At 66.6% G+C, this 26,992-nt stretch carries 24 protein-coding genes; 3 read left to right on the top strand and 21 right to left on the bottom strand.

Going from position 1 to position 26,992, the window contains the following annotated elements:
- Window positions 1-21 precede the first annotated feature (21 nt).
- The 21 genes from U9J41_RS24605 to ndk form a co-directional block, all read right to left on the bottom strand.
- The gene (locus tag U9J41_RS24605) at window positions 22-2,283 is read right to left on the bottom strand and encodes an ATP-binding protein (protein WP_322404787.1); all 2,262 of its coding nucleotides are present in this window, start codon (window positions 2,281-2,283) and stop codon (window positions 22-24) included.
- Window positions 2,284-2,380: 97 nt separating this feature from the next.
- Window positions 2,381-3,625 (bottom strand): glycosyltransferase, encoded by a 1,245-nt coding sequence (locus U9J41_RS24600; protein ID WP_322404785.1) that lies wholly within the window; start codon window positions 3,623-3,625, stop codon window positions 2,381-2,383.
- 69 nt (window positions 3,626-3,694) lie between these two features.
- Window positions 3,695-4,531 carry a helix-turn-helix domain-containing protein gene (locus tag U9J41_RS24595; RefSeq protein WP_322404783.1) on the bottom strand — a complete coding sequence of 279 codons (837 nt, stop codon included), beginning with the start codon at window positions 4,529-4,531 and terminating at the stop codon, window positions 3,695-3,697.
- 14 nt (window positions 4,532-4,545) lie between these two features.
- Complete coding sequence (locus U9J41_RS24590; RefSeq protein WP_425261064.1) at window positions 4,546-5,025, bottom strand: FKBP-type peptidyl-prolyl cis-trans isomerase; 480 nt, start codon at window positions 5,023-5,025, stop codon at window positions 4,546-4,548.
- Window positions 5,026-5,044: 19 nt separating this feature from the next.
- Complete coding sequence (locus U9J41_RS24585; protein WP_322404781.1) at window positions 5,045-5,641, bottom strand: MarC family protein; 597 nt, start codon at window positions 5,639-5,641, stop codon at window positions 5,045-5,047.
- 314 nt (window positions 5,642-5,955) lie between these two features.
- Window positions 5,956-6,498, bottom strand: coding sequence for a phosphoribosyltransferase (locus U9J41_RS24580; RefSeq protein WP_322404780.1), 543 nt, complete (start codon window positions 6,496-6,498; stop codon window positions 5,956-5,958).
- A gap of 37 nt (window positions 6,499-6,535) precedes the next feature.
- Complete coding sequence (locus tag U9J41_RS24575) at window positions 6,536-7,846, bottom strand: adenylosuccinate synthase (protein WP_322404778.1); 1,311 nt, start codon at window positions 7,844-7,846, stop codon at window positions 6,536-6,538.
- Window positions 7,847-7,849: 3 nt separating this feature from the next.
- The gene (locus U9J41_RS24570; protein ID WP_322404777.1) at window positions 7,850-9,004 is read right to left on the bottom strand and encodes an ATP phosphoribosyltransferase regulatory subunit; all 1,155 of its coding nucleotides are present in this window, start codon (window positions 9,002-9,004) and stop codon (window positions 7,850-7,852) included.
- Window positions 9,005-9,435: 431 nt separating this feature from the next.
- Entirely contained in the window at window positions 9,436-10,314 is an 879-nt protein-coding gene (hflC, locus tag U9J41_RS24565; RefSeq protein WP_322404775.1) for a protease modulator HflC, read from the bottom strand.
- Window positions 10,314-11,702, bottom strand: a complete 1,389-nt coding sequence (gene hflK, locus U9J41_RS24560) for an FtsH protease activity modulator HflK (protein WP_322404773.1) — start codon at window positions 11,700-11,702, stop codon at window positions 10,314-10,316. The genes hflC and hflK overlap by 1 nt, the downstream gene beginning before the upstream one ends.
- 3 nt (window positions 11,703-11,705) lie before the next feature.
- On the bottom strand, window positions 11,706-12,869 hold the full coding sequence (gene hflX / locus U9J41_RS24555) for a GTPase HflX (RefSeq protein ID WP_322404831.1): 1,164 nt from the start codon (window positions 12,867-12,869) through the stop codon (window positions 11,706-11,708).
- A gap of 29 nt (window positions 12,870-12,898) precedes the next feature.
- Window positions 12,899-13,135, bottom strand: a complete 237-nt coding sequence (hfq, locus tag U9J41_RS24550) for an RNA chaperone Hfq (protein WP_036168820.1) — start codon at window positions 13,133-13,135, stop codon at window positions 12,899-12,901.
- A gap of 346 nt (window positions 13,136-13,481) precedes the next feature.
- Window positions 13,482-14,819 (bottom strand): ribosome biogenesis GTPase Der, encoded by a 1,338-nt coding sequence (gene der / locus U9J41_RS24545; RefSeq protein ID WP_322404772.1) that lies wholly within the window; start codon window positions 14,817-14,819, stop codon window positions 13,482-13,484.
- A gap of 6 nt (window positions 14,820-14,825) precedes the next feature.
- Window positions 14,826-15,980: an outer membrane protein assembly factor BamB gene (gene bamB / locus U9J41_RS24540; RefSeq protein WP_322404770.1), complete on the bottom strand. Its 1,155-nt coding sequence runs from the start codon at window positions 15,978-15,980 to the stop codon at window positions 14,826-14,828.
- A 168-nt stretch (window positions 15,981-16,148) separates the two neighbouring features.
- Window positions 16,149-16,799: a YfgM family protein gene (locus U9J41_RS24535; RefSeq protein ID WP_322404769.1), complete on the bottom strand. Its 651-nt coding sequence runs from the start codon at window positions 16,797-16,799 to the stop codon at window positions 16,149-16,151.
- 63 nt (window positions 16,800-16,862) lie between these two features.
- Window positions 16,863-18,209 carry a histidine--tRNA ligase gene (gene hisS / locus U9J41_RS24530; protein WP_322404768.1) on the bottom strand — a complete coding sequence of 449 codons (1,347 nt, stop codon included), beginning with the start codon at window positions 18,207-18,209 and terminating at the stop codon, window positions 16,863-16,865.
- A 173-nt stretch (window positions 18,210-18,382) separates the two neighbouring features.
- Window positions 18,383-19,663 carry a flavodoxin-dependent (E)-4-hydroxy-3-methylbut-2-enyl-diphosphate synthase gene (gene ispG, locus U9J41_RS24525; RefSeq protein ID WP_322404767.1) on the bottom strand — a complete coding sequence of 427 codons (1,281 nt, stop codon included), beginning with the start codon at window positions 19,661-19,663 and terminating at the stop codon, window positions 18,383-18,385.
- Window positions 19,664-19,691: 28 nt separating this feature from the next.
- Window positions 19,692-20,714, bottom strand: coding sequence for a helix-turn-helix domain-containing protein (locus U9J41_RS24520; RefSeq protein WP_322404766.1), 1,023 nt, complete (start codon window positions 20,712-20,714; stop codon window positions 19,692-19,694).
- 10 nt (window positions 20,715-20,724) lie between these two features.
- Complete coding sequence (pilW, locus tag U9J41_RS24515) at window positions 20,725-21,537, bottom strand: type IV pilus biogenesis/stability protein PilW (RefSeq protein WP_322404764.1); 813 nt, start codon at window positions 21,535-21,537, stop codon at window positions 20,725-20,727.
- On the bottom strand, window positions 21,537-22,709 hold the full coding sequence (gene rlmN, locus U9J41_RS24510) for a dual-specificity RNA methyltransferase RlmN (protein ID WP_322404829.1): 1,173 nt from the start codon (window positions 22,707-22,709) through the stop codon (window positions 21,537-21,539). Before rlmN ends, pilW begins: the two co-directional genes overlap by 1 nt.
- A gap of 117 nt (window positions 22,710-22,826) precedes the next feature.
- On the bottom strand, window positions 22,827-23,252 hold the full coding sequence (gene ndk / locus U9J41_RS24505; RefSeq protein ID WP_322404763.1) for a nucleoside-diphosphate kinase: 426 nt from the start codon (window positions 23,250-23,252) through the stop codon (window positions 22,827-22,829).
- Window positions 23,253-23,508: 256 nt separating this feature from the next.
- On the opposite strand from ndk, the gene U9J41_RS24500 reads away from it, so the two are divergent.
- From U9J41_RS24500 to U9J41_RS24490, 3 genes are all read left to right on the top strand, one after another.
- Window positions 23,509-24,192: a Bax inhibitor-1/YccA family protein gene (locus U9J41_RS24500; protein WP_322404761.1), complete on the top strand. Its 684-nt coding sequence runs from the start codon at window positions 23,509-23,511 to the stop codon at window positions 24,190-24,192.
- A gap of 266 nt (window positions 24,193-24,458) precedes the next feature.
- On the top strand, window positions 24,459-24,803 hold the full coding sequence (locus U9J41_RS24495) for a hypothetical protein (protein ID WP_322404760.1): 345 nt from the start codon (window positions 24,459-24,461) through the stop codon (window positions 24,801-24,803).
- Window positions 24,804-24,886: 83 nt separating this feature from the next.
- Window positions 24,887-26,890, top strand: coding sequence for a TonB-dependent receptor (locus tag U9J41_RS24490; protein WP_322404759.1), 2,004 nt, complete (start codon window positions 24,887-24,889; stop codon window positions 26,888-26,890).
- The last annotated feature ends 102 nt before the right edge of the window (window positions 26,891-26,992 follow it).

Raw genomic sequence — 26,992 nt, 5'->3', positions numbered from 1 at the left:
GGCGCATGGCGCCGGCGCCGGTCACAGCGGCGGCAGCGCGTTTTCGGCCCGGAAGCGCGCCACGAAGGCGGCCAGGCCCTTCGAATGGTAGCCCTGCGCGAGGGCGTGCAGGCGATTCGCGAAAGGCGCATAGGCCGGATCGAGCGACCGCAGATAGTCCGCGTGCTCCCTGATCTTGCGCATGTTGCCGATCCGCGCCAATTGCCAGAGTTCCTCGATCTCCTGGGCCGGCGGGGCGACCAGGACAGCGTCGTCCTCGGCGTCCGGGGTGAGCGGTTCCTGCGGCGGTTCTCCGACAATCCAGTTCAGCGACAGTTGCAGGCCGATGGTGCGGAGCAGGATTTCGTGTTCGACCGGCTTGGCGAGAAAGGCGTCGGCGCCGGCGTCGCGGCAGCGCGCTTCGTCTTCCTGGCTGGCGCTGGCCGTCACGGCGATGATCGGGACCTTGTCCCATTCCGGCATCCGGCGTATCCGGCGCGTCGTTTCATTGCCGTCGATGATAGGCATCATGACGTCCATCACGATCAGGTCGGGCCGGAAGCTGTCGAGCAATACCAGGCATTCGAGGCCGTTCTCGGCCCCCGCCACGACGAATCCCACCGTTTCCAGCAGATCGATCAGCATCGCGCGATTCTGCGGCACGTCGTCGACAATCAACAAGCGCTTGCGCTCGCCTTCGTAGCCGACGATGGCATGGTGCGACGGCTGGATGGCCGGGCTGCCGGCGGCGGCCGGCGCCGGGATGTCGAACCAGAACGTGCTGCCCTTGCCCGGTTCGCTGGCGACGGCGATGTCGCCGCCCATCAGGTGCACCAGTTGCCGGCTGATGGCCAGGCCCAGGCCCGTGCCGCCCTCGCGCCGCTGCTTGTCGGCCACCTGTTCGAAAGGATGGAACAGGCGGCCGAGTTGTTGCGCGCTCATGCCGATACCGCTGTCGGCCACTTCGAAACGCAGGCGCAGGGTGTCCGGTTCGTCGGCGGGCGGTGCCGCCAGCACCCGCAAGGAAACCGTGCCGCGATCGGTGAATTTCACCGCGTTGCCCAGCAGGTTGAGCAGCACCTGGCGCAAGCGCGTCTCGTCGATCGTGACCACGGGCGGCAGGTCGGCCGCGAGGTCGTAGCTGAACGACAGGCTTTTTTCTGCGGCCTTGACGCCCATGATGTCCACCACGACCTGCAGGAAAACGCCGAGGTGGACGGCGGCCGGATGCAAGACCATCTTGCCGGCCTCGACCCGCGCCAGGTCCAGGATGTCGTTGATGAGGGTGAGCAGATGCTGGCCGCTCTCATGAATGGTGGCCAGGCCGGCGGCCTGCCGTTCGGTCAACTGGTGGCGCTCACGCCTCAGCAACTGGGCATAGCCGATGATGGCGTTGAGCGGGGTACGCAATTCGTGGCTCATTTGCGCCAAAAAATTGCTGCGCTGGCGCGCCAGTCCGACCGCCTCGGCCAGCGCGGCCTCGTGCGCGGCCTCGGCCGCCTTGCGTTCCCGAACGATGGCGGCCAGATGTTCCAGGCGTGCATTGCTGACCGACAGGCTGGCCCGGAAATGCAGCAGGCCCAGCGACAAGCCGAGAACGCCGCAGCCGATCCACGCGGACACCAGCCACATGAGCAGCGTCGTCTGCGAGATCCATTTGCCGCGAAACTGGAGCGACCGCAGTTCGATCGTGATCAGTTGCCCCGGTGGGACGGCATCCGTCGAGATTTCCACGGCCGTCACATGGTCCAGCCGCGGATAGCTCTTGGACAGCGGAACGTTGTACAAGGTTCGCCACCAGTCCGCCGTGCGCAAGACATTGACCGGAATCGTGAACGTGGGCTGGGCGGGAAGTTCGATGCGGGCTTCGTTGAACCGCTGCGAGTTCCAGTTGCCCAACCGCGAAAACTCCGGCTCGAAATTCAGGACGTGAAGCTTGATCAGTTGCGGGGGCCGGCCGGCATAGCGCATGTCGAACGCGATCGTGTCGAATCCGGACAGGTCCACGCCCTTGCCCGGATTGCCCAACAGGAATTGCATCTTGCAGAATGGATACGTGGCGTTCGCTCCCAGCGCGCAACGCAGGACGATGGCGTCCCGGGTACGCATCAGCGAGGCGACGGAATTGCCGTGCATGTCCTCGCGGTCGTCGGTGATCCGGACGCCGTGCGGTTGGCGCGGCGAAATCTCGACGGTCCGGATCATCCCGACGTGCTGCCAGACCAGCAGGGCGGGCGTCGCCACCACCAATGAGATCACCAGGTAGTAACTGATCGTTGTCCGGCGGGAAAGCGACTGGTTCATCTGACGGCCGACAGGTTCTTGCACTGGAAATCAGGCAGCGGAGTTTCAGTATATACCCAGGATATTCCCAGCCGTCAGCTTGTTCGATTCCCCGCGTTCAGCCGTCCAGCCGGCGCGCGGCGCCGCCCAGCAGCCGGTCGACGGCCGTGCGCACGCCGTCTTCGTGCCGCATCGCCTGCGCAGTGCGGCGTGCCGCCGCGCACATGCCGGGTGCCGACGCGACGGCGACCGCCCGCACGAGCCGCGCACCGTCGAGCCTGGCCGCCGGACAGGTCGCGGCGATCCCCCGTCCGGCCATGCGTCGCGCCCAGAAGAACTGGTCGCCGGCGAACGGCACGACGACCGACGGCACGCCCGCGCGCGCGACCGCGTGGCTGGTGCCGGCGCCGCCGTGGTGGACGACGAGCGCCGTGCGCGGGAACAGCCAGTCGTGCGGCGTGTCGCCCAGCACGAACACGCCGGGCGGCAGGCGCGCCGGATCGATGCCGCTCCAGCCCGCGTGGAACAGCACGCGCCGTCCCGCGGCGACGGCAGCGACGGCATCGACCAGCGTCGCCTGGGCGATGCCGGCCATGCTGCCGAAGCCGACGTAGACGGGCGCGGGGCCGGCGCCGAGGAAGTCCAGCAATGCCTGCGGCGGTTGCCAGTCCTGCCCTGCCGGCAACGCCCAGGCGCCCGTGAGTTCGGCGTTGGCCGGCCAGTCGGCCGGGCGTGCCAGCAGCGTCGGGGAGCAGCCGTACAGCATCGGCACGTCGCGCCACGGACGCCGCCGCGGCGCGGCGCCGAACACCTGGTCGCGCGCACGGTTCAATTCGGGGCCGAACATCGACCACGCGAGGCGCTCGAACGCGCGATGGGCCAGCAGGTTGGCCCAGCCCGGCATCCGATACATGGGCAGGAATGGCGGCGCGAATGCGCGCGTGGGCGTCATCGGCCACATCGCGGCGCCGATGCACGGGATGCCGAGACCGTCCGCGACCGCCAGGCCGACGAAGCCGGCGAGGCCCGAATACACGAGCGCGTCGCTGCCGTGCGCGACGGCGCACGCCGCTTCCATCCACGGCCGCGTGTGGTCGCGCGCGAGGGCGGCGCAGGCGCGCATGAGCCGCGTCATGTCGGCGCCGTCCTTCATCAATGCGCTGAACGCGCCGCCGGGCCGGAACGCGGCGCGCATGTCGCCGGGCAGCACGGTAAAGGGAATGCCGAGCGCCCGCGCGTGCGGCGCTCCGGCCACGTCGGCCAATACGTGCGCGTCGTGGCCGCGCGCGATGACCTCGTGCGCCAGGGCCAGCATGGGCCGGGTGTCGCCGTCGGTGCCGTAGGTGAGAAAGGTGATGTGCATGGTCGTGCCTCGTGGTGGAAGGCACGATTGTGGCCGGCGGCATTCGCGCCGGCTTGAATAAACCCGACATCAGAGCCGATAGGGCCAGTACTCGCGGTCGGTGTCGATGTGCTCTTCCAGCCGCGACGGCGGCAGGCCGGCGAGCTGGCGCAGTTCGCGCGCCATGTGGGCCTGGTCGGCATAGCCCAGTTCCGCGGCGAGGTCGGCCAGCGTGCGGGCGGGCGCGTCCGGGTCGCGCAGCGCGACGACGGCCGCGTTCATGCGCTGCAGGCGGCGCGCCTGCGCCGGGCTCAGGCCGACGCGCGCCCGGTACTGGCGCTGGGCCTGGCGTGCGCCGACGCCCAGTTCGGCGCCCAGCGCGGGGACGGTCGCGGCGCCATCGGGCGCGGCGATGCGGCGCAGGCTGGCGCCCAGGCCCGCATCCCAGCGGTCACGCACGGCCCGCCAGCGTGCGCCCAGCCGCGCTTCGATCCATGCAAGTTGCGCGGCTTCGTCGGCGCACGCGCGCAGCGCACGCGGCCAGTCGGCCCAGCCGGCGTCGAGAAGCGCGCCGGCCGGATCGTTGCGGTCCTGCAGCGCGGCCGGCGCGACGCCGGTCAACAGCGCGAACGCGTCCGGATACAGCACGACGCCCAGCGTGCGCAGCGGGGCCAGCGTGAACGACGCGACGGGCCGCGTGCGCGGTCCGGAAACGACCCAGTCGGGCAAGGCGCGCAGTGCGCCATCGGCGCCGGGCAGCGCGACGGCGCCTTGTGTGAAAAAGTTCAGGCTGCAGTACACCATCGCCGGAAACCGGTTCAGCTGGGGCTGGGCCGGCGGCCACGGGTCATCGACGGTCGACACGAACCCGATGCCGTGCACGGCCTCGGCCAGCTCGCCCTGCGGCGTGTGCATCCAGGCCCGCATGACCGGCAGCGCCGTTACTGCACGTCGAGCAGCTCGACGTCGAAGATCAGGTTGGCGTTCGGCGGAATCGGGCCGGCGCCATCCGCGCCATACCCCAGCGACGCGGGAATGACGAGCGTGCGCTTGCCGCCCACCTTCATGCCGTCGACGCCCTGGTCCCAGCCGGGAATGACGCCGCCGCTGCCGAGGCGGAACGTGAACGGTTTGCGGCCGATCGAGCTGTCGAACTGTTCGCCGTGGTGTTGCGGCGCGTCCGGCAAATACATCCAGCCCGTGTAGTTGACGGTGACGATCTTGCCGGCCGTGGCGACGGCACCCGTGCCGGCCGTCGTGTCGATCTTCTGGAAGGCGACCGGCGCCGTGTCGACCTTGACCTCCGCCGGCGCGGACGCGGGCCCGGACGCGGACGTGTCGTTGGAACGCTTGCAGGCGGCCAGCGTGAGCGTGAGGGTCAGCGCGAGGCCGAGGGAGCAGACGCGGAACATCGTGTTCATATTGGATTCCTTGTTGAAGTCAGAGGGTCTTGACGAAGGCGCGCACGCCGCCCAGCAGCATCTCGATCGACATCGCCGTCAGGATCAGGCCCATCAGGCGCTCGAATGCCGTCATGACCTGCGTGCCCAGCACGTTCTGCAGGCGTTCGGCGCCGAGGAAGACGGCGAGCCAGATCACGGCCACAAACGCCAGCGCGGCCACGTGCACCATCACTTCCTCGATCGAGCCCGAGGTGAACAGCAGCACGGTCGCCAGCGCGGACGGCCCGGCCAGCGCGGGAATCGCCAGCGGCACGATGAACGGCTCGCCGCCTTCGCTGCGGCCCAGCACGCCGTCCGGATGCGGGAAGATCATGCGGATGGCGATGATCAGGAGGATCACGCTGCCGCCGATGCGCAGCGAGATGTCGGTCAGCTGCAGCGCGGCCAGGAAGTGGCGGCCGAAGAACATGAACAGAAGCAGCAGGACGAAGGCGATGGCGCATTCGCGGATCACGATGCGCGGGCGGCGGGCCGGGTCGACGTCCTTCAGCGCGGTCACGAACAGGGGGACGTTGCCGAAGGGGTCGGTGACCAGCAGCAGCAGGATGAAGGTCTGGAAGAAGCTCTTGGTCATGTGGGCGTTGTTATTGTTTTTGCGACCACCGATATTAACCGATCTATACATGTCGTGGTCCGCCCGCGTCTGGTGGGCGGAGGCCGCCCACCGTACTGCAGCGTGGGACCGTACGGTGGCAACCACGCGTCGCGGGATCGTAGGGTGGGCACCCCGTGCCCAAGCGTTCACGCGGCGTTGGCGACGTCGAATGGTATCTCGTCCACGCGAGCGCCCATCCAACGCGTGGGAGGATAACCGCCCACCCATCGGGCGCACGAAATAAAAAAGGCGGCACCATGGCGCCGCCCTTCTCTTGTCGCAGCCGCCGTGGATCAGCTCTGCTCGAACTTCTTCAGCCACGACGTCAGCTGATGCGGTCGCAGCCCGTCGTAATCCTCGAACGGCTGGTGAATCCACGGATTGTGCGGCAGGTCGACCAGGTGGTAATCCGGCTTGATCGACGACGTGCCCTTGACCCAGATGACGGCCGAACGCACTTCCGACACGTCGGCATAATTCTCCTGGAGGTGCTCGCGCACCTTGCGCAAGGTGACGCCGGAATCGGCCAGGTCGTCGACCAGCAGGATGCGGCCGGCCAGCGGGCCCTTGGTCATCGTCATGTACTTGGCGATGTCCAGGTCGCCCTGCTTGGTGCCCGCTTCCTCGCGGTACGAACTGGTCGACAGGATCGCCAGCGGCACGTCGAAGATGCGCGAGATCGCGTCGCCCGGGCGCACGCCGCCGCGCGCGAGGCACAGCACCATGTCGAACTTCCAGTTCGATTCGTAGACCTTGAGCGCCAGGCGCTCGATCAGGCGGTTGTATTCATCCCAGGAGACCCACAGGTCCTTGTCGGTCGATGAAGGCGTCGTCATTGTCGAATATCCCTAGTTTCTGCTTGTGGCTGAAGTATCAGGCTGCGAACGGGTGGCGCAGCACGATGGTTTCTTCGCGGTCCGGACCGGTCGACACCATGTCCACCGGGATGCCGACCAGTTCTTCGATGCGCTTGATGTAGGCGCGGGCATTGGCCGGCAGGTCGTCCATCGACTTGGCGCCGACGGTCGTGCCGGTCCAGCCTGGCATCTCTTCGTACACCGGCACGCAGGCGGCGGCTTCTTCGGCGCCGACCGGGAAGATGTCGACGTCGCGGCCGTCGATCTTGTAGCCGGTGCACAGCTTCAGCGACTCCAGGCCGTCCAGCACGTCCAGCTTGGTCAGGCACATGCCGGTCACGCCGTTGATCTGCACCGAGCGGCGCAGCAGCGCGGCGTCGAACCAGCCGCAGCGGCGGGCGCGGCCCGTCACGGTGCCGAACTCGTGGCCGATGCGCGACAGGTGCTCGCCCACGCCGGCGTCCGTCGGCAGCTCCGACGGGAACGGGCCCGAACCCACGCGGGTCGTGTAGGCCTTGGTGATGCCCATGATGTAATGCAGCATGCCCGGACCGACGCCCGAACCGGCGGCGGCATTGCCGGCCACGCAGTTCGACGAGGTGACGAACGGATAGGTGCCGTGGTCGACGTCCAGCAGCGAACCCTGCGCGCCTTCGAACAGCAGGCTGCCACCGGCCTTGTGCGCGGCGTACAGCGCGGACGACACGTCGCCCACCATCGGACGCAGGCGCGGCACCAGGGCCATCGCGTCGTCGAACACCTTCTGGAAGTCCAGCGCCTCGCCGCCGAGGAAGCCGGTCAGCACGAAGTTGTGGTACTCCAGGTTTTCGCGCAGCTTCTCGGCGAAGCGGGTCTCGTTCAGCAGGTCGGCGATGCGGATCGCGCGGCGCGCGACCTTGTCCTCGTAGGCCGGGCCGATGCCCTTGCCCGTCGTGCCGATCTTGTTCACGCCGCGCTTCGCTTCGCGCGCGACGTCGATGGCGACGTGGTAAGGCAGGATGACCGGGCAGGCTTCCGAGATCTTGAGGCGCGACGCGACTTCGATGCCGGCGGCTTCCAGCTTGTCGATCTCGCGCATCACGTCCGGCACGGACACGACGACGCCATTGCCGATATAGCAGGCCACGCCTGCGCGCATGATGCCCGACGGGATCAGTTGCAACGCGGTCTTCTGGCCCTTGATCACCAGCGTGTGGCCGGCGTTGTGGCCGCCCTGGAAACGCACCACGCCGGCGGCATGGTCGGTCAGCCAGTCGACGATCTTACCCTTGCCTTCATCGCCCCACTGGGTGCCGATGACAACGACGTTCTTAGCAGTATTTGACATCACTTAACCTAAGTTTTTGAGAATCCAATTTCCTTGTTCGAGGACGAGCACACGGTCGCACTCGAACTCGTCCTGTACATTGTCGTGACCCGGCATGGACTGGATCACCACTTCGCCGCTCTTGCGCAGGGCGGCGATTTTTTCGCGCAGCTCGGGCGCGTTGCCCCACGGGGCACGAATGGAATGCTTGCGCTCGGCGGTCGGCAGCAGCCGCGCCAGTTCGCGCAGGTCGAGCGAGAAACCCGTCGCCGGACGCGCGCGCCCGAAGGCTTCGCCGACGTGGTCATAACGGCCGCCGCGCGCAACGGCGTTCGGCAGGCCCGGCACGTACAGCGCGAACATGGCGCCGCTTTCGTACTGGTAGCCGCGCAGGTCGGCGAGGTCGATGGCGATCTGCGCCCGGCCGAGCGCCGAACCGGCCAGCGCGGCGAGTTCCGCCAGCGCGCGGGCGATGCCCGGCAGCGCCGGCAGCACGTCCTTGGCGCGTGCGAGCACGTCGATGTCGCCGTACAGGTTCGGCAGCGCCAGCAGCGCGGCGCGGGTCTGCGCATCGTAGCCGACGGTCGCTTCTTCCAGGCCCGGCACGTCCTTCGAGCGCAGCAGCGAATACAGCAGCTGCTCGTCGCGCCTGGCGGCCGGATCCTCGGCGAGGATCGCGCGCAGCACGCCGACGTGCGACAGGTCGAGGCGCGGCTGGTCGAAGCCCGCCAGCGCGAGCGATGCGAGGGCCAGTTCCTGGATCTCGGCGTCCGCTTCGAGGCCGGCGTGGCCATAGATCTCGGCGCCGATCTGCAGCGGCTCGCGCGTGGCGTGCAGGCCGGACGGCTGCGTGTGCAGCACGCTGCCGGCATAGCACAGGCGGGTGACGGTGTCGCGGTTCAGGAGGTGGGCGTCGATGCGGGCGACTTGCGTCGTCATGTCGGCGCGCAGGCCGAGCAGGCGGCCGCTCATCGAGTCGACGAGCTTGAACGTCCGGAGATCGGTGTCCTGTCCGGCGCCGGCCAAGAGCGAATCGACGTATTCGAGCAGCGGCGGCATCACGAGTTCGTAGCCGTAGGTACGGAAGGTGTCGAGCATCAGGCGGCGCAGCTCTTCGATCTTGCGCGCTTCGGACGGCAGGACGTCGGCGATATTCTCGGGCAGGAGCCAGGTGGGCATGGGCAAAGCGGGTCGGATTATTAAAGGTCGGACAACATTCGGGCGGCATGAACGCGGCTTTGCACGCGTCCACTGCGCCGAATCGACGATTTTAACCGAAAACGCGGATCGGTTGGCGATGAAACCAGAGCCAACGTTGTCGATATTCCACGTGACCGGCCGTCGGCGGTTGCATTTCCGGTGGGGTGGACGGGTCTTCCGTCCACGCGTTCAAAACGGTTCGCCCGGCCAGCCACGCCGATTTGAACCGGCGGGATGCACCGTGGGCACGGGGTGCCCACCCTACCGCAGGAGGGCCGCATGGTGAACACGGCGTGCCCAGCCGAACGCAAGAGGGAGGCATGGTCGGCACCGCGCGCCCATCGGAACGCAAGAGATCACGTAGGGTGGGCGCCCCGCGCCCACCAAACGCGACCGGCTCCGCGGCGGGGTTATTTGCCCGCGCCGGGACCCTTGAAATACTTGAAGAACTCGGAACTCGAATCCAGCACGATCACGTCGTTGCGTCCCTTGAAGGTGGCCTTGTAGGCCTCCATCGAGCGATAGAACCGGTAGAACTCCGGATTCTTGCCGAACGACTTGGCATAGATCTGCGACGCCTGCGCATCGCCCTCGCCCTTGATCGTCTCGGCGTCGCGCTGGGCGTCGGCCAGGATCACGCTGCGCTGGCGCTCGGCGTCGGCGCGGATCGTTTCCGCCTCGGCCACGCCGGTCGCGCGCAATTCGTTCGCCACGCGCACGCGGTCGGCCTTCATGCGTTCGTACACGGCATTGTTGACCTGGTCGACGAAATCGATGCGCTTCAGGTGCACGTCGACGACTTCCACACCCAGGTCGCGCACGCCCGGCACCAGGTCGGCACGCACGGCGTCGGCGACGTCCGCGCGCTTGCCGCCGGTCAGCACGTCGGCCAGGTTGCGCTTGCCGATCTCGGCGGTGAGCGCATTGCGCACGAGCTGGGTCAGGCGCTCGCCACCGCGGTCGGCGTTGCTGCCGATCGCGATCAGGTACTGGCGCGGATCGACGATGCGCCATTTGATGAACGCATCGACGAGGAGGTCCTTCTTTTCCGCCGTCATGAAGCGGTCGCCGTCCGGCGTGTCGAGCGTCTGCAGGCGCTTGTCGAGGTAGACGACGCTCTGGAACGGCCGCGGCGCCTTGAAGTTCAGGCCCGGTTCCTTGATCACTTCGCGCAGTTCGCCGAGCGCATACACGACGGCGTAACGGTGCTGGTCGACGACGAACATGGACGACGCCACCAGCGCGACGACGATGGCGGCCCCGATCAGGGCGGCTAGCAGGCGGCTCATCAGCGGCTCTCCCGTTCGCGGCCCGTGTCGCGGCTGCGCAGGTCGCGCGTGCGGTTCGATTCGCCGTTCGATGCTTCCGGCTGGGTTGGCGCAGCCGGTGGTTGCGCTTGTTGCGGCTGTTGCGGCTGCGCCGGGTTCGGCGCCGGCGCCATCATCGGGCCGGAGCCCGAGCCGCGCGCGGCCTCGTTGGCCGTCGACTGGGCCAGCAGGCGGTCGAGCGGCAGGTAGATCTGGTTGGTACCGGCCTTGGTGTCGATCATGACCTTGCTCGTGCTGGAAAGGACTTGCTGCATCGTCTCGATATACATGCGGTCGCGCGTGACGGCCGGGGCCTTGGCGTACTCGGCCACGATCTTGTCGAAGCGCGCGGCATTGCCGGTCGCGACGCTGACGACGCTGGCGCGGTAGGCTTCCGCGTCCTGCACGAGGCGCGCGGCGCGGCCCTTCGCCTGCGGCAGGATGTCGTCGGCAAAGGCCTGCGCTTCGCTGCGCGAGCGGGCGCGCTCTTCCTGCGCCTTGCCGGCATCCTCGAACGCGGCGGCGACCTGGTCCGGCGGCTGCACGGATTGCATCGTCACGCCGACGACGTCCGCACCGAGCTTATAGCGGTCGATCATGCGCTGGATCGCTTCGCGGGCCTGGGCGGCCAGCTTGTCGCGGCCGTCGTACAGGACGGTGTCCATCTTGTTCTGGCCCACGAGTTCGCGCACGACGGTCTCGGCCGCGTCACGGACGGTCTCGACCTGGTCGCGGTTGTTGAACACCCACGCGACCGGATCCTTGATCTTGTACTGCACGGAGAACTGGACGTCGACGATGTTCTCGTCGCCCGTCAGCATCAGCGCTTCGCTCGGCTGTTTGTTGCGCACGTTGGCGCGGTAGCCGATCTCGGCGGTCTGCACCTGCGCCGTGTTGACGGTCTCGTGCGCCTGGAACGGCGCCGGCCAGCGCCAGTTGAAGCCGGCCCCGGCGACGTGCGACAGGCGGCCGAACGTCGTCACGATGCCGACCTGCCCTTCCTGCACGATGAACGCGCCGCTGGCGAGCCAGATCAGCACGGCGATGGCGCCGACGACGGTGGCCGTCAGGCCGATGCCGCGCGCGTCCGGGCGGAACGAGCCGCCGTCGCCGCCGCGCTTGCCGCCGAACAGGCGGTTGAGGCGCTGGTTGAAGTCGCGCCACAGCTGGTCGAGGTCGGGCGGACCATCGCTGTCGTTCTTGTTGTTCGGGCGGCGGCCTTCGTTCGACTTGGGTTTGTGGCCCCAGCGGGGCGGTGCGGCGGGCCGATCGTTGAGGGACAACATGGGGACGGCGGGCTTGCGCGCGCCGGCATGACGACCGGTCGGCGCCAGCCGCGCGCCGATCCGTTTGATCAGAGAAACAAGCATAGACTAGTGTGGTCCGGGATGGGGAGTCGCGGGCAGCAGGTCGGCATGCGCGAAACCGGCTTCCTCGCCTTCCTGCTCGTCGGCGTCCGGTACGGCGGCGCGGCTTCCGGCCGCTTCGGCGATCGCGTCGCGCAGCAGGTCGAGGCCGGCGCCGCTCCTGGCGCTGATGAAAACGCGGCTGATCTTACCATATTCATCACGCTCGATCCCGGGCTCGAGGCCCGCCGCATCGATCTTGTTCCAGACGAGGATCTGGGGAATATGGTCGGCACCGATCTCGCGCAGGACCCCGTTGACCTGCTCGATCTGCTCCATCCGCACGGGCGAAGCGCCGTCGACGACGTGCAGCAGCAGGTCGGCGTGGATGGTTTCTTCCAGCGTGGCGCGGAACGCGGCGACCAGCTGGTGCGGCAGTTCGCGCACGAATCCAACGGTATCGGACACGACGACGTTGCCGACGTCCGGACCGAGGTACAAACGGCGCGACGTCGTGTCCAAGGTGGCGAACAACTGGTTCGCGACGTACACCCCGGCCTTCGTCAGGGTGTTGAACAGCGTCGACTTGCCGGCGTTGGTATAGCCGACGAGCGACACGGAAAACGTCTGGTTGCGCCCGCGCGAACGGCGCTGGGTCTCGTGCTGCTTGCGCAGCTTGGTGAGGCGGGTGCGCAGCATCTTGACGCGCTCGCCGATCAGCCGGCGGTCGGTCTCGAGCTGGGTTTCGCCGGGACCGCGCAGGCCGATACCGCCCTTCTGGCGCTCCAGGTGGGTCCAGCCGCGGATCAGGCGCGTGGCCAGGTGCTGCAGCTGGGCCAGCTCGACCTGCAGCTTGCCCTCGTGGCTCTGGGCCCGCTGGGCGAAGATGTCGAGGATCAGGCTGGTGCGGTCGACCACGCGCACGTTGAGGCGCCGCTCCAGGTTGCGCTGCTGGGCGGGCGACAGGGCGTGGTTGAAAATGACGATCTCGACCTTGTCGGCCAGGCAGGCCTGCGCGATCTCGTCGGCCTTGCCGCTGCCGACGAAATACGCGGGATCGGGACTGTTGCGCTTCGCAGTGATCGTGGTGACCGGTTCGGCCCCTGCCGAGCGTGCCAGCAGGGCCAGTTCTTCCAGGCTGGCCTTGAAGTCGCCAACGTTGAAATCGATACCGACCAATGCGGCGCGCATGGTGTTGCCGGAAACGTCAGCCATCGACCTCACTCGGCGTCTTGCTCGAGGTTGAGATTGACGGCGCGGGCCGGGACGACTGTGGAGATGGCGTGCTTGTAAACCATCTGGGTGACCGTGTTACGCAGCAGGACCACGTACTGGTCGAAGGATTCGATATGGCCCTGAAGCTTGATCCCGTTGACGAGATAGATCGAGACAGGGACGTGCTCTTTGCGCAAGGCGTTGAGGAATGGGTCTTGTAACAGTTGCCCTTTGTTGCTCATGACAGCTCCGTGATGTTGTTGTCGTATAAAAATTGTGGCGGGATGCCGGATTTCAAGTGGCTGCGCCAACATTCTCAAGCTGTGAATGTTCGCCCAGGCTCACTGTAACCTGTTTTGCTCTTTTTTGTCGTACCGCTATGGTTAAACCTGGCTTAAAAACACCCTGCCGTGCCGGAAAATTTCACGATGTACGGATTTATTCGCGTGGGGTGGGCACCCGTGCCCACGCGGACGGCGGCGTTACGCGGACGTCGCGCCAGCGCGGGCGACGTGGTGCGTGCGTCGCGCGTCATCGTGGGCCGGCCAACGTGACGCACGCGTCACGCGTGGACACGGGGTGCCCACGCTACGGCTTGGCGAACGGGTTTTTGCCGCTGCGCAGTTCGATCCTGAGCGGCGTGCCGACCAGGTCGAACGTGTCGCGGAAATGCTTTTCCAGGTAACGCTTGTACGGCTCCGTGATGCCATCCAGCGCATTGCCGTGGATGACGATGATGGGCGGGTTCTGGCCGCCCTGGTGGGCGTAGCGCATCTTCGGACGGGTGCTGCCCTTGCGCTTCGGTTCCTGCTTCTCGATGGCTTCCTGCAGCGCACGCGTCAGGCGCGGCGTCGACAGGTTCGCGGTCGCCGCGGCATACGCCGTGTCGATGGCCTTCATCAGGTGGTTGATGCCCGTGCCCTTCAGCGCCGAGATGAACTTCATCTCCGCGAAGCCGAGGAAGTCCAGCTTGCGGTCGATGTCGTTCTTGACCTGGTCGCGCTGGTCGGACGTGAGGCCGTCCCACTTGTTGACGGCGACGACGAGCGCGCGGCCCGTCTCCAGGATGAAGCCGGCGATGTGCGCGTCCTGCTCGGAGATGTCCTGCTGCGCATCGAGCATCAGCACGACGACGTTCGCCTCCGAGATCGACTGCAGCGTCTTCACGACCGAGAATTTCTCGATCGCCTCGAACACCTTGCCGCGGCGGCGGATGCCGGCCGTGTCGATCAGCGTGTAGTTCTTGCCGCCCTTCTCGAACGGCACCTCGATCGAATCGCGCGTGGTGCCCGGCATGTCGAACGCGATCACGCGCTGCTCGCCGACCAGGGTGTTGATCAGCGTGGACTTGCCGACGTTCGGACGGCCCACGAGGGCGATCTTGACGCCGCGGTCGGCCGGCTCCAGCTCCTCGGCTTCGGCGGGGCGCTGCTGCACGGCTTCGTCGATGGCCTCGTTGACCAGGTCCAGCACGCCGTCGCCGTGGGCGGCGGAGATCACGTACGGATCGCCCATGCCCAGTTCGTAGAAATCGGCCGTGACCGAGGTGTACTTCATGCCCTCGCTCTTGTTCACGACCAGCATGACCTTGCGGCCCGACTTGCGCAGGAAGTCCGTGATGGTCTTGTCGTGCGGGGTCAGGCCCTGGCGGCCGTCGACGATGAACATCACGACGTCCGCCTCGGCGACGGCCTGGCGCGTCTGCAGCGCCATTTCGTGCATGATGCCTTCCTTGGCGACCGGCTCGAAACCGCCGGTATCGATGACCAGGAACGGCCGTTCGCCCATGCGCCCTTCGCCGTAGTGGCGGTCGCGCGTGAGGCCAGGCAGATCCGCCACCAGCGCGTCGCGCGAGCGGGTCATGCGATTGAATAAGGTCGACTTTCCGACGTTGGGACGACCTACGAGTGCGATTACCGGCTTCATTGAATCTTATTCGACCGCGATTGCGGTCACGGTTCCATTTTGTGTTTGAAAAATCAGGTTCGAACCGACGACCAGAGGCGTCGATTCGATGGCGCTGCCGTCGGTCGCGGCACGGGCCAGGAAGGCACCGTCCTCGCGCGACAGGAAGTGTATATAACCCTGGTAGTCGCCGACGGCGACGGCGCGGCCGTACGACACCGGCGTGGACAGGCGGCGGTAGGCCAGCTTGTCGTTCTTCCACGCGCTCGTGCCGCTGTCGCGGTTGTACGCGAACACGGCGCCCTTGTCGTCCGGGACGAATACGAAGCGCTGGTCGGCGGCCACGCCCACCTCGGACGAGATGTCGCGGGTCCAGCGCGGGCTGCCGGTGGCCAGGTCGAAGCAGCCGACGCGGCCCTGGTACGACACGGCGCACACGTCGTTGTCGATCACGACCGGCGTGCCGCCCATGTCGGTGACGCGCTCCAGTTCCGTCGCGCCGTGCGCCACGCCCACTTCGATCTCCCAGCGCGGCGCGCCGGTGGCGAGGATCAGCGACATCAGCTTGCCGCCCGGCTGGGCGATCAGCACGTCCTTGTCGTGGATGACCATGCCCGGCGCCAGGCGCAGCGTGAGCGCGGGCGCGGTGCGCTGCACGGTCCACTTCTTCTGGCCGGTCTTGGCGTCATACCCGTTGATGCGGTTATCGATGCTGCGCGCGACGACGATGCCCTCGCCCACGACCGGCGACGACAGGATCTCGGAAGAGAGCTGGGCATCCCACAGCTTCTTGCCGTCCATGTCGAACGCCAGCAGCTTGCCCTTGGCGCCGCCCAGCACGATGACGCTGCCGTCCGTGCCGACGCCCGCCGTCAGGTCCATGCCGGCCTTCGTGCGCCAGATCTGGCGGCCCGTGGCGGCTTCCGCGCGCACGATGGTGCCGTCGCCGCCGGCGGCGACGATGGTGTTGTCGGCGATGGCCGGCGAGAACATATAGCTCTGCGACTTGCCGACTTCCAGCTTCCACGCCGTGCGCACGGCCATCGACCCTTTGAGGTCGACCAGCGGCGCGGGCTGGTTGCCCTTCGGTTTGGACGCGAACGGATTCAGCGAATGCATGGTGGAGCAGCCCGTCATCAGGGCGAGGACACCGACACCAACGAGCTTGCGGCTAATACGCATATTCTTCTTACCTTGTTCTATGGGGTACTGCAAACATAGCTACATGCATCTGCACGTCGTCCCCGCGGAGGCGGGGACCCAATTTTGCATGCGTTTCGACAGCGCGTAAAACTTGGATTCCCGCCTCCGCGGGAACGACGGTCATTGTTACGCAGCCACGAGCTTAACTTACGCGGCGGCTTTCTGTGCCGGCGCGCCACCGATCGCATCCAGCTTGACCTGCACGACCTGGCGGCCCGGATGGTTCTTCTCCATCTTGTCGAGCGCGGCCTGGTACGCGGTGCGGGCCTCGGCCAGCTTGTTCTGCGCGACCAGGACATCGCCCTTGCGATCCTGCACCTCGGCCGCGAACTGCGCCGGGAAGTCGCCGTTCAGCAGCGCGAGCGCCTGGTCGTAGGCCTTCTCGTCCAGCAGCACGCCGGACAGGCGCAGCCTGGCGATGGACTTGTACTCGTCGTCGCCATGGTCGGCCGCCCATTGCAGCTGGGCCTTGGCGGTCTTGAGGTCGTTCGCGTCGAACGCGGCCTTGGCGGCGGCCAGGGCGGCCATCGGGCCGTAGGCGGTCGAGCCGAACTTGTCCTCGATGTCGCTCGTGAAGCGCTGGACCTTGGCCTTGTCGCCCGCCTCGATCGCCGCCGTCAGGCCGTCGTACAGGCCGGACGCTTCCGCGGCCTGCGTGCGCTGGTGCGAGTTCCAGAAGTTGTAGGCGGCATAGCCGCCCAGCGCGAGGATCAGCACCCAGCTGATGAGGTTACCAAAGCGGTCCCAGAAGGCCTTGAAATTGGCTATCTGTTCCTGTTCTTCGAGATCGTATGCCATGGACGTCGGTCTTTGTCTTGTCGTTGGTTGAGAAGGCCCCCGCGCGCCTGCGCGGGTTCGTGATTATGGATGGTAGTGCACGTGATCATGGTCGTGATCGTGGTCGTGTCCGCCCACGATCTGGTCGACGATGAAGTCGACGGCGTCGTCGAACGGCACGCTGGACTGCTGCTGGCCACCTTCGGCTGCGCGCAGCGCCTTCACGGCCACGACGTTGTTGGCCACTTCGTCCGCGCCGATGATCACGGCGAACGCCGCGCCGGAACCGTCGGCCTTCTTCATCTGGCTCTTGAAGCTGCCGGCGCCGCTCGGCGTCGCGCAGTGCAGGACCACGTCCAGGCCGGCGTCGCGGATGCGCTCGCCGAGGATGAACGCCTTCATCTGCGCATCGACGCCCTGGTGCACGAGGTAGACGTCGCACTGGGCCGGCTCGGCCGGCTCGCCCTGCGCCTTCATCAGCTCGATCAGGCGCTCGATGCCCATCGCGAAGCCGATGCCCGGCGTCGCCTTACCGCCGAAGGTCTCGATCAGCGGATCGTAGCGGCCGCCGGCGCAGACGGTGCCCTGCGCGCCCAGCAGGTCGGTGACCCACTCGAACACGGTGCGGTTGTAGTAATCGAGGCCGCGCACGAGGCGCGGGTTGACCGTGTACTGGACATTGTTCGCGTCCAGGATCTGCTTCAGGCCCTCGAAGTGCGCGAGCGATTCGTCGCCCAGGTAGTCGAGCAGCCTGGGCGCGGCGTTGACCAGGTCCTGCATGGCCGGGTTCTTGGTGTCGAGGATGCGCAGCGGGTTCGCGTGCAGGCGGCGCTGCGCTTCGGCGTCGAGCACGTCGACGTTCGCTTCGAAGTAGGCGATCAGGTCGGCGCGGTGGCGCTGGCGCTCTTCCGCATTGCCGATCGAGTTCAGTTCCAGGCGGATGTTGTCCAGGCCCAGGTCGTCCCACAGGCGGCGGCACAGCATGATCAGCTCGGCGTCGATGTCCGGACCGGAAAAGCCGATGGCTTCCGCGCCGAACTGGAAGAACTGGCGGTAGCGGCCGCGCTGCGGACGCTCGTGGCGGAACATCGGGCCCTTGTACCACAGGCGCTTGGGGCCGTCGTAGGCGAGGTTGTGCTCGATGACGGCGCGCACGACGCCGGCCGTGCCTTCCGGACGCAGGGTCAGCTGGTCGCCGTTCATCGAATCGGTGAAGGAATACATTTCCTTTTCGACGATGTCGGTGACGGCGCCGATGGCGCGCGCGAACAGGCCCGTTTCCTCGACGATGGGCGTGACGATCTTCTGGTAGCCGTAGCTCTTGAGCACGGATTCCGCGGTGTTTTCGAACAATTCCCACAGCGGCGCGTCGGCCGGGAGGATGTCGTTCATGCCTTTGACGGCGACAATCTTTTCTTTTTTATCGGACATTTCTATTTCTTCCTTCGTACCGCTCAAAAACCGTCGTTCCCGCGCAGGCGGGAACCCAAGTCTTCCTTCGCACCGCTCAAAGACCGTCGTTCCCGCGCAGGCGGGAACCCAAGTTCTGCGTGCGCCACGATAGCGCGTGCAAACTTGGGTCCCTGCCTGCGCAGGGACGACGATTATGCGGTCTCGGCCTGCTTCGAATAATTCTTTTGTACGTAATCGAGCACGATCGTCTTGAACTCATCCACGATCCGCTCGCCCCGCAGTGTAGCGACCTTTTGCCCATCCACAAAGACCGGCGCCGCCGGCGATTCGCCGGTGCCCGGCAGCGAGATGCCGATATTCGCGTGCTTCGATTCGCCCGGACCGTTCACGATGCAGCCCATCACGGCCACGTTCATCGCTTCCACGCCCGGAAAGGTCTTCTTCCATTCCGGCATCTGCTCGCGCAGGAAGGTCTGGATGTTGTCGGCCAGTTCCTGGAACACGGTCGACGTCGTCCGGCCGCAGCCCGGGCACGCGATCACCATCGGCGTGAACTTGCGCAGGCCCATCGTCTGCAGGATTTCCTGGCCGACGACGACTTCCTTCGTGCGGTCGCCGCCCGGTTCCGGCGTCAGCGAGATGCGGATCGTGTCGCCGATGCCTTCCTGCAGCAGCACGGACAAGGCCGCGGTCGACGCGACGATGCCCTTGCTGCCCATGCCCGCTTCCGTCAGGCCCAGGTGCAGCGCGTAGTCGCAGCGGCGGCCCAGTTCGCGGTAGACGGCGATCAGGTCCTGCACGCCGGACACCTTGCACGACAGGACGATCTTCTCGCGCGCCAGGCCGATTTCCTCGGCGCGCTGGGCGTTCTCGATCGCCGACGTGATCAAGGCTTCGTACATGACGGACTGCGCGCTCCACGGCTGCGCGCGCGACGCGTTCTCGTCCATGATGCGCGCCAGCAGCGCCTGGTCGAGGCTGCCCCAGTTGACGCCGATGCGCACCGGCTTGTCGTACCGGATCGCGGTTTCGATCATCTGGGCGAACTGGGTGTCGCGCTTGGCGCCCTGCCCCACGTTGCCCGGATTGATGCGGTATTTCGACAGCGCCTGCGCGCACGCCGGATAATCGCGCAGCAGCAGGTGGCCGTTGTAGTGGAAGTCGCCGACGAGGGGGACGTCGACGTCCATCCGGTCGAGCTGCTCGCGGATCGCCGGCACGGCGGCCGCGGCTTCCGGCGTGTTCACGGTGATGCGCACGATCTCGGAACCGGCGCGCGCCAGCTCCTTGACCTGGATCGCGGTACCGATCACGTCGGCCGTGTCGGTGTTCGTCATCGACTGCACGACGACGGGGGCGTCGCCGCCGACCATCACCTTGCGCGCGCCGTGCTGCACGAGCACGCCGCGGCTGGCGCGGCGCGGCAGCGGGCCGGAACCGATCGGCTCGTTGGCGTTGTTCGAAAAAGTCATCTCTATGTATTCCGTTTATTGCACGCTTTTACTGGAGGTTCACGCGCGACAGCGTCTTGCCCGGCACCGCCGGCAGCGCGACGGCGGCGCCGCGCAGCGTGGCCGTGACGCCGGCCGGATTACCGACCGTCATGCGCACCGGCTGCTCGACGTTGACGGTCTCGGTGCTGCCGGCCTTGACGAGGCGCGACAGCAGCGGTGCGCCGCCCTTGGCCGGCCGGACTTCGATCCACGAATCCTGGCTGACGTTCAGCACGAGGGCGTTGGCGCCCACCGGCGCCGCGGCCGGTGCGGCGGTGGCGCCGGCCGGCGCCTGGGTCGCGGCCGGCGTGGCCGGTGCCGCGGGGACGGTCGCCGGCGGTGCGCCCGTCGCGGCCGTGCCCGGCACGTTGACGACGGCGCCCGGCGCCGCATTGTCCGCGGCCGCGGCGGGCGGCGCGGATGCGCTGGCGCCCGGACCCGGCACGGAAATCAGCGGCACGGCCGGATTCTGCAGCGGCTCGACGGCGTTGCCGTTGGCGGCTTCGGTGACGCCGTTCGCCGCCGGCACGGTCACGCTGGTCATGGCCGTTTCGCCGCGCGGCGCACCCGGGACGAGGCCGAAGTGCCAGGCCGCGGCGGCGGCCGCCACGACCACCACCACGGCGCCGGCGACCCAGCCCAGCGGCAGGCCCGAACGTTTGCCGTGGCTCGGGAACTTGGATTCCGAGAACGAGGCCGGGGTCGGACGCCGGTTCGCCGTGACGGCGCTCGTGTCGGGCGCGGGCTCGGTCTCCATGGCGATCTGGGCCACCAGCGGCGCCGGATCGACCTTTACCAGCTTGGCGTAGGCCCGCACGAAGCCGCGGGTCACGGCGGGGCTGGGCAGCGCGGCGTAATCGCCCGCTTCCAGTGCGATGACCTGGCGCACGGCCAGTTTCAACTGGTCGGCCACCTGTTCGACGGACCACCCCAGCGCCTCGCGCTGCGCGGCCAGGGCCTGGCCCGGGACGCCGCGCACGGGCGGTTGGTTGTCGGGCGTCGCCGGCTGATCTGCACGCTCGGAACTCATTGTCGTTGTCTCACTCACTAAATGCACCGCGCTCGAACGCCGCATACTCGGGCGAACCGGGGAAGCGCTTGCGCAGCTGCGCCGCCAGCGACGCCTCCGTGTCCCGGTCGCCGAGCATGTGCTTGACCCGGATGGCCAGCCACAGCACGTCGGCCGGCAGCACGTCGAGCTTCGCTGTCTCCGTCAGGCGGTTAATGAAAAACCCGGCGCGGGAATAATCGCGCCGCTCGAAATACACTCTTGCCAGTCCGGCGCTCGTGGCCGGCAGGTCGGGATCGTAACGCAGGGCGTCGAGCAGATAGCGCTCGGCCGCGTCGACATTCTTCATCTTCAGGCTGCAATTGCCCGCGTTGATCATGGCTTTGGCCGGCGACACGTAGTTCGGATTCTTCAGCGCCGTTTCGAAATAGCCCATGGCCTCGCGCGGCTTGCCGCCGGCTTCGCACAGGAACAGCCCGTAATTGTTGGACAGGTCCGGATTGCCGGGCGCCAGGCGCAGCGCGTGCCGGTAATTCTCGTCGGCGAGGAGGTTCTCGCCCATCGCCGTGTAGATCAGGGCGCGCACGCCGTACGCATCGGCCGAGTCCGGGTTGGCGGCGATGGCCCGCTTCACCTCGTCCAGCGCGACTTCGTACTTGCGTTCCTGATAATAGCCGACCGCCAGTTGCAGGCGGATCTGGGCGCGTTTTTCCGCGGCCGTCTGGTCGGACAGCGTCTTGAGCTCGTGCGTATCGCCCGCCAGGCCGTCGTTGTTGCCGGCGCAGGCCGACAACAGCAGCGGGAAGGCGAGCGCGCAGGCCAGGCGTCCGGACAGCCGCGGCATCAGGACGCGATCTCCACGATCTTGCCGAAGTCCGGGCCGAATTTCTGTTGGTATTCGGCCATCTTGCTCATGCGCTCGTTCACGCGGGTACGGTCCTGGACCTCGCCCGCCAGCTGGCCGCAGGCGGCGTCGATGTCGTCGCCGCGCGTCTTGCGGATCGTGGTGACGAGGCCGGCGTCCATCAGCACCTGGGCGAACGCCTTGATGCGCGGGTTCTTCGAGCGCACGAGGCCGGATTCGGGGAATGGATTGAACGGAATCAGGTTGAACTTGCACGACACGCCCACGACGGGGTCGTTGACGAGGGCGACGAGTTCGCGCGCGTGCTCGTCGGTGTCGTTGACGCCGTCCAGCATGCAGTATTCGAACGTGATGAAGTCGCGCGGGGCGAATTCGAGGTAGCGCCTGCACGCGGCCATCAGCTCGCGCAGCGGGTATTTCTTGTTCAGCGGGACGAGCATGTCGCGCAGCGGATCGTTCGAGCCGTGCAGCGACACGGCCAGCGCCACCGCGCATTCCTGCGCCAGCTTGTCCATGTTCGGCACCACGCCCGACGTCGAGACGGTCACGCGGCGGCGCGACAGGCCGTAGGCGTTATCGTCCAGCATCAGCTTGAGCGCGGTGACGGTCGGGTCGAAGTTCAGCAGCGGCTCGCCCATGCCCATCATGACGACGTTGGTGATCTGGCGCTCGCCCTTCGGACCCGGCTCGATGCCTTTCGTGCGGCGCAGTTCGAACTCGGCCATCCACAGCTGGCCGATGATCTCGGCGACCGAGAGATTCCGGTTGAAGCCCTGCTTGCCCGTCGAGCAGAAGCGGCAGTTGACGGCGCAGCCGGCCTGGGTGGAGATGCACAGCGTGCCGCGCGTTTCTTCCGGGATGAACACGGTTTCGACGGCGTTGCCGTTGCCCACGTCGACCAGCCATTTGCGCGTGCCGTCGCTCGACGTGTGGTCGCTGATGATGGCGGGCGAGCGCACCTCGGCGCGCGTCTTGAGCTTTTCGCGCAGCGATTTCGCCAGGTCCGTCATGGCGTCGAAATCGGCGACGCCGAACTGGTGGATCCAGCGCTGCAGCTGCTTGGCGCGGAACGGCTTCTCCCCCAACTCGGCGCAGTAGGCGACGAGCTGCGCGGGATCGAAGTCCAGCAAGTTGGTGAGAGTTGCCATGATTGAATCCTGTGCCTTCAAAATAAGTTCCGCCCGCCGGGCTCCGGGAGCGTGGGCGAGCGGGATATTGCGATGTTAAGCCAGCTTGCGCCGCTCAACGAAAAAAATTTGCTACGAAGATTAACGCGAGTAGACGTTCAGTGCCGGAAAGTAGTAAGCGATCTCGACGGCTGCGGTCTCGGCGGCGTCCGAACCGTGCACGGCGTTGGCGTCGATGGAGTCGGCGAAGTCGGCGCGGATGGTGCCCTTGTCGGCCTTCTTCGGATCGGTTGCGCCCATCAGTTCGCGGTTCTTGGCAATCGCGCCTTCGCCTTCCAGCACCTGGATCATGACCGGGCCCGAGATCATGAAGTCGACCAGATCCTTGAAGAACGGACGCTCTTTGTGGACGGCATAGAAACCTTCGGCTTCGGCGCGCGACAGCTGGGCCATACGGGCAGCGACGACCTTCAGGCCCGCGCCTTCGAAACGGCTGTAGATTTGGCCGATCACGTTTTTAGCGACTGCGTCAGGTTTGATGATCGACAGGGTGCGTTCGATTGCCATTTAAAAACTCCAATAAAAAGAAAGGTTTAAATCGAGATTTGGGAACTCAATCAACCTTCTATTTTACCATACATCCGTCATGCCACCGATATTGCGCCGCGCCGACACGAGATGTTAGAGTGGCATCGATAGACCTCGTCCATACGGGCGCCGCTTATGCAAGGCTTAAATCTTGCGTTTCCGGCACACACCCCCTGTTGACGCGGAGACCAGACCCCATATGGGGAGCAAAGCGATTTCTTCCAACGGAGGCATTATGATTCCCAGCCTGCAAAAAACCTACGACGTCCCGGCCACCCGCGCCACGCGTCACCGCGTCCTGCGCAATACTTACTGGCTGCTGGCCCTGTCCATGGTCCCGACCGTATTCGGCGCTTACATCGGCCTGCAGATGGCCCTGCCGATCTTTGCCAGCGGCATGGGCGTGCTGCTGTTCCTCGCCATCGCGTTCGGCTTCATCTTCGCGATCGAGAAGACCAAGAACTCGGCGGCCGGCGTACCGATCCTGCTCGCCTTCACGTTCTTCATGGGCCTGTGGCTGACCCCGCTGCTGCGCTACACGCTGCACTTTTCCAACGGCGGCACCCTGATCATGACCGCGTTCGCCGGCACCGCGGTCGTGTTCGCGACGATGGCGACCATCGCCACCGTCTCGAAGCGCGATTTCTCGGGCATGGGCAGCTGGCTGTTCGCGGGCGTCATCGTCGTGATCCTGGCCAGCCTGGCCAACATCTTCCTGCAACTGCCGGCGCTGATGCTGGTCGTGGCGGCGATGGCGATGGTGATCTTCTCGGCCCTCATCCTGTTCGACGTGAACCGCATCGTCAACGGCGGCGAAACCAACTACATCAGCGCGACGCTGCGCATCTACCTGGACATCTACAACGTGTTCACCAGCATGCTGCAACTGCTGGGCATCGGGTTCGGCAACCGCGACTGATCGACGCGCACCGCGCTGAAGAGCCGGCCCGTCGGCCGGCTTTTTTACGCCCATGAACTCGTGAATTCGGGGTCAGAGCACATTTCTGATCAATGTAACCGAGGCAAGCTTGCTCCGAAGATCGTGCACCAAAAAGGGCTCTGACCCCGAATTATCCCAAAAAGGGCTCTGACCCCGAATTATCCTGACCCCGAATTATCCGAGTCCCATTGGCAGAACCGCACGGCCCTGCGTACAATAGCCGTTCGCCTTCGATTCCGCCCTCCATGTCCCGTAGCCTGGTCCACGTACTGCTGTCGCTGTTGCTGCTCGTTTCGCAGCAGCTGTCGCTCGGCCACGGCTATACGCACTGGGCCGAGATCGACGAGACGCTCGTCCGGCAGGCCGCGGCCAGCGCGGCCGGTGGCAACGGCAAGCTGCCCAAGCCGGGCCTGCACGACCTGTGCGGCCAGTGCGCGGCCAGCGCCCAGATCGCCTTTGCGCTGCCCACCACGCTGCGCCGGTTCGTCCCCGCCAGGCTCGCCTATGCCGCCCCGGTCGTGCCGGCCACCCCGGGCATCTGCCTGATCACGGCCTGCCCGTTCCAGTCGCGCGCCCCACCCCAGGCTTGAATAACGCTCAGAGTTTTCCGCACCGCCCGGCACGTCCCGGCGGTGCGGGTCGTTATCCATCCGCTTGAGGTTTTAAAAAGATTATGAAAATCGAACGTACGCTGCTCGCCAGCGCGCTCCTGCTCGCCTTCCACCCGGCCGTCCGCGCGGCCGACGACCAACAAACCATCAACGAAGGCAAGATCCAGCAAGTCGTCGTCACGGCCAGCCCGCTGCGCAACGGCGAAGGCGACCAGATCCTGACCCCGGCCAAGGTGCTCGCCGGCGACGAGCTGCGCGACAAGGTCGGCAGCTCGCTGGGCGAGACGCTGCAGAACGAACTGGGCGTATCGGCCTCCGCGTTCGGCGCCGGCGCCTCGCGCCCGATCATCCGGGGCATGGAAGGGTCGCGCGTGAAAATGCTGGAAAACGGGATGGCGACGTCCGACGTGTCCGGCCTGTCGAACGACCACGCCGTCGCGTCCGAAGGCGCCGTCGCGCGCCAGATCGAGATCCTGCGCGGCCCCGCCGCCCTGCTGTACGGCTCGGGCGCGATCGGCGGCCTCGTCAACGTCGTCAACGAACGCATCCCGACGGCGCTGGAACCCAGGCTCACGGGCCAGGTCGAGACGCGGCTCAGCACCGTCGACGACGGCAAGGACATGTCCGGCACGCTGGACGGTGCCATCGGCAAGCTCGGCCTTCACCTCGACGGCAATATGCGCAACACGGACGATTACCAGATTCCCGATCTGCGCGTCGTGAACGACCCGGCCTCGCGCATGAACCGCCTGCCGAATTCCGACACGAAAGAGCGCAACATCGGCGTCGGCGGTTCGTACATCGACGACTGGGGTTATGCGGGCCTGTCGGCGTCGCACCTGACGAATTTCTACGGCATCCCGACGAACGAGGGCTCGCACATCAGCCAGCGCCAGAACCGCTACGACTTCGACAGCATCGTCAAGAACCCGCTCGACGGCCTCGAAAGCGCGCGCGTCAAGGCAGGCTATACCGATTACCACCACACCGAACTGGACGACGGCGTCCCGGCAACGCTGTTCGCGAACAAATCGTTCGAGTCGCGCATCGAGCTCACGCACAAGCCGCTGACGAGCCTCGGCCTGCACGGCACGTTCGGCATGCAGACCGAAAACACGCACTTCTCGGCGCTGAGCGCACAGGGCGGCCCGGACACCGTGCCCGTCACGCACTCGACGACGCAGGCCGCCTTCGTCGTCGAGGAATGGAAGCAGGGTCCGCTGCGCTGGAACGCCGGCCTGCGCTACGAAAACGTCGACCGCAAGCCGGTCTCCAACCGCGAGCGCAGCTTCGACCTGCAATCCGGGTCGATCGGTGCGCAGTGGCCGTTCACGAAGAACTATGCGTTCGGCACGACCCTGTCGTACGCCCAGCGCGCGCCCGCGACGGAAGAACTGTATTCGGGCGGTCCGCACGACGCCACGCTCACGTTCGACGTCGGCAATCCGGACCTGCACAAGGAAATCTCGCGCAACCTCGAACTGTCGCTGGCAAGGACGAGCGGCCTCCTGCGCTGGCGCGTGAACGCCTATCGCAACAACGTCAACAACTTCATCTACGGCCACATGACGGATGCGATGTTCGACGAGGACGGCAACCCGGGCGGCGATTTCCGCCAGCGCCTGTTCCTGCAGGCCAAGGCCCACGTCCAGGGCGCGGAAGCGGAGATGACGTGGAACCAGATCGGCATGGGCTGGAACGGCCGCGTGTTCACGGACACCTCGCGCGGCTACCTCGACGATGCCGGCAACCTGCCGCTGCAGCCGGCCGACCGCGTCGGCGCCGCCGTCGGCTACCGCCAGCCGAACTGGCGCGCCGGCCTCGACTGGACGCACGCCCGCGGCCAGGAACGCCTCGCCGCGTTCGAATCGACGCCGACGTCGTCGTATAACCAGGTCGACGCCAATCTGTCGTACACGCAAAAACTCCAGAACATGGACCTGACGTACTTCCTCACGGCGAAGAACCTGCTGAACGAAGACATCCGCCTGTCGACGTCGCTGCTCAAGGACATCGCACCGCTGCCGGGCCGGAACATCACGTTCGGCGTGCGCGCCAAGTTTTAATGGACGCGATCGGTTGAGACACGTCGGGGGGGGGCCGGGGGGGCGCCCCCCCGGCCCCCCACAAACTGAGTGTGGTCGCGGGGGCGCGGCCGCCGCGGCCCG

This window comes from Massilia luteola, from assembly GCF_034420155.1.
Lineage (GTDB): Bacteria > Pseudomonadota > Gammaproteobacteria > Burkholderiales > Burkholderiaceae_D > Telluria > Telluria luteola.
This window is presented reverse-complemented; position numbering and strand designations above follow the sequence as displayed.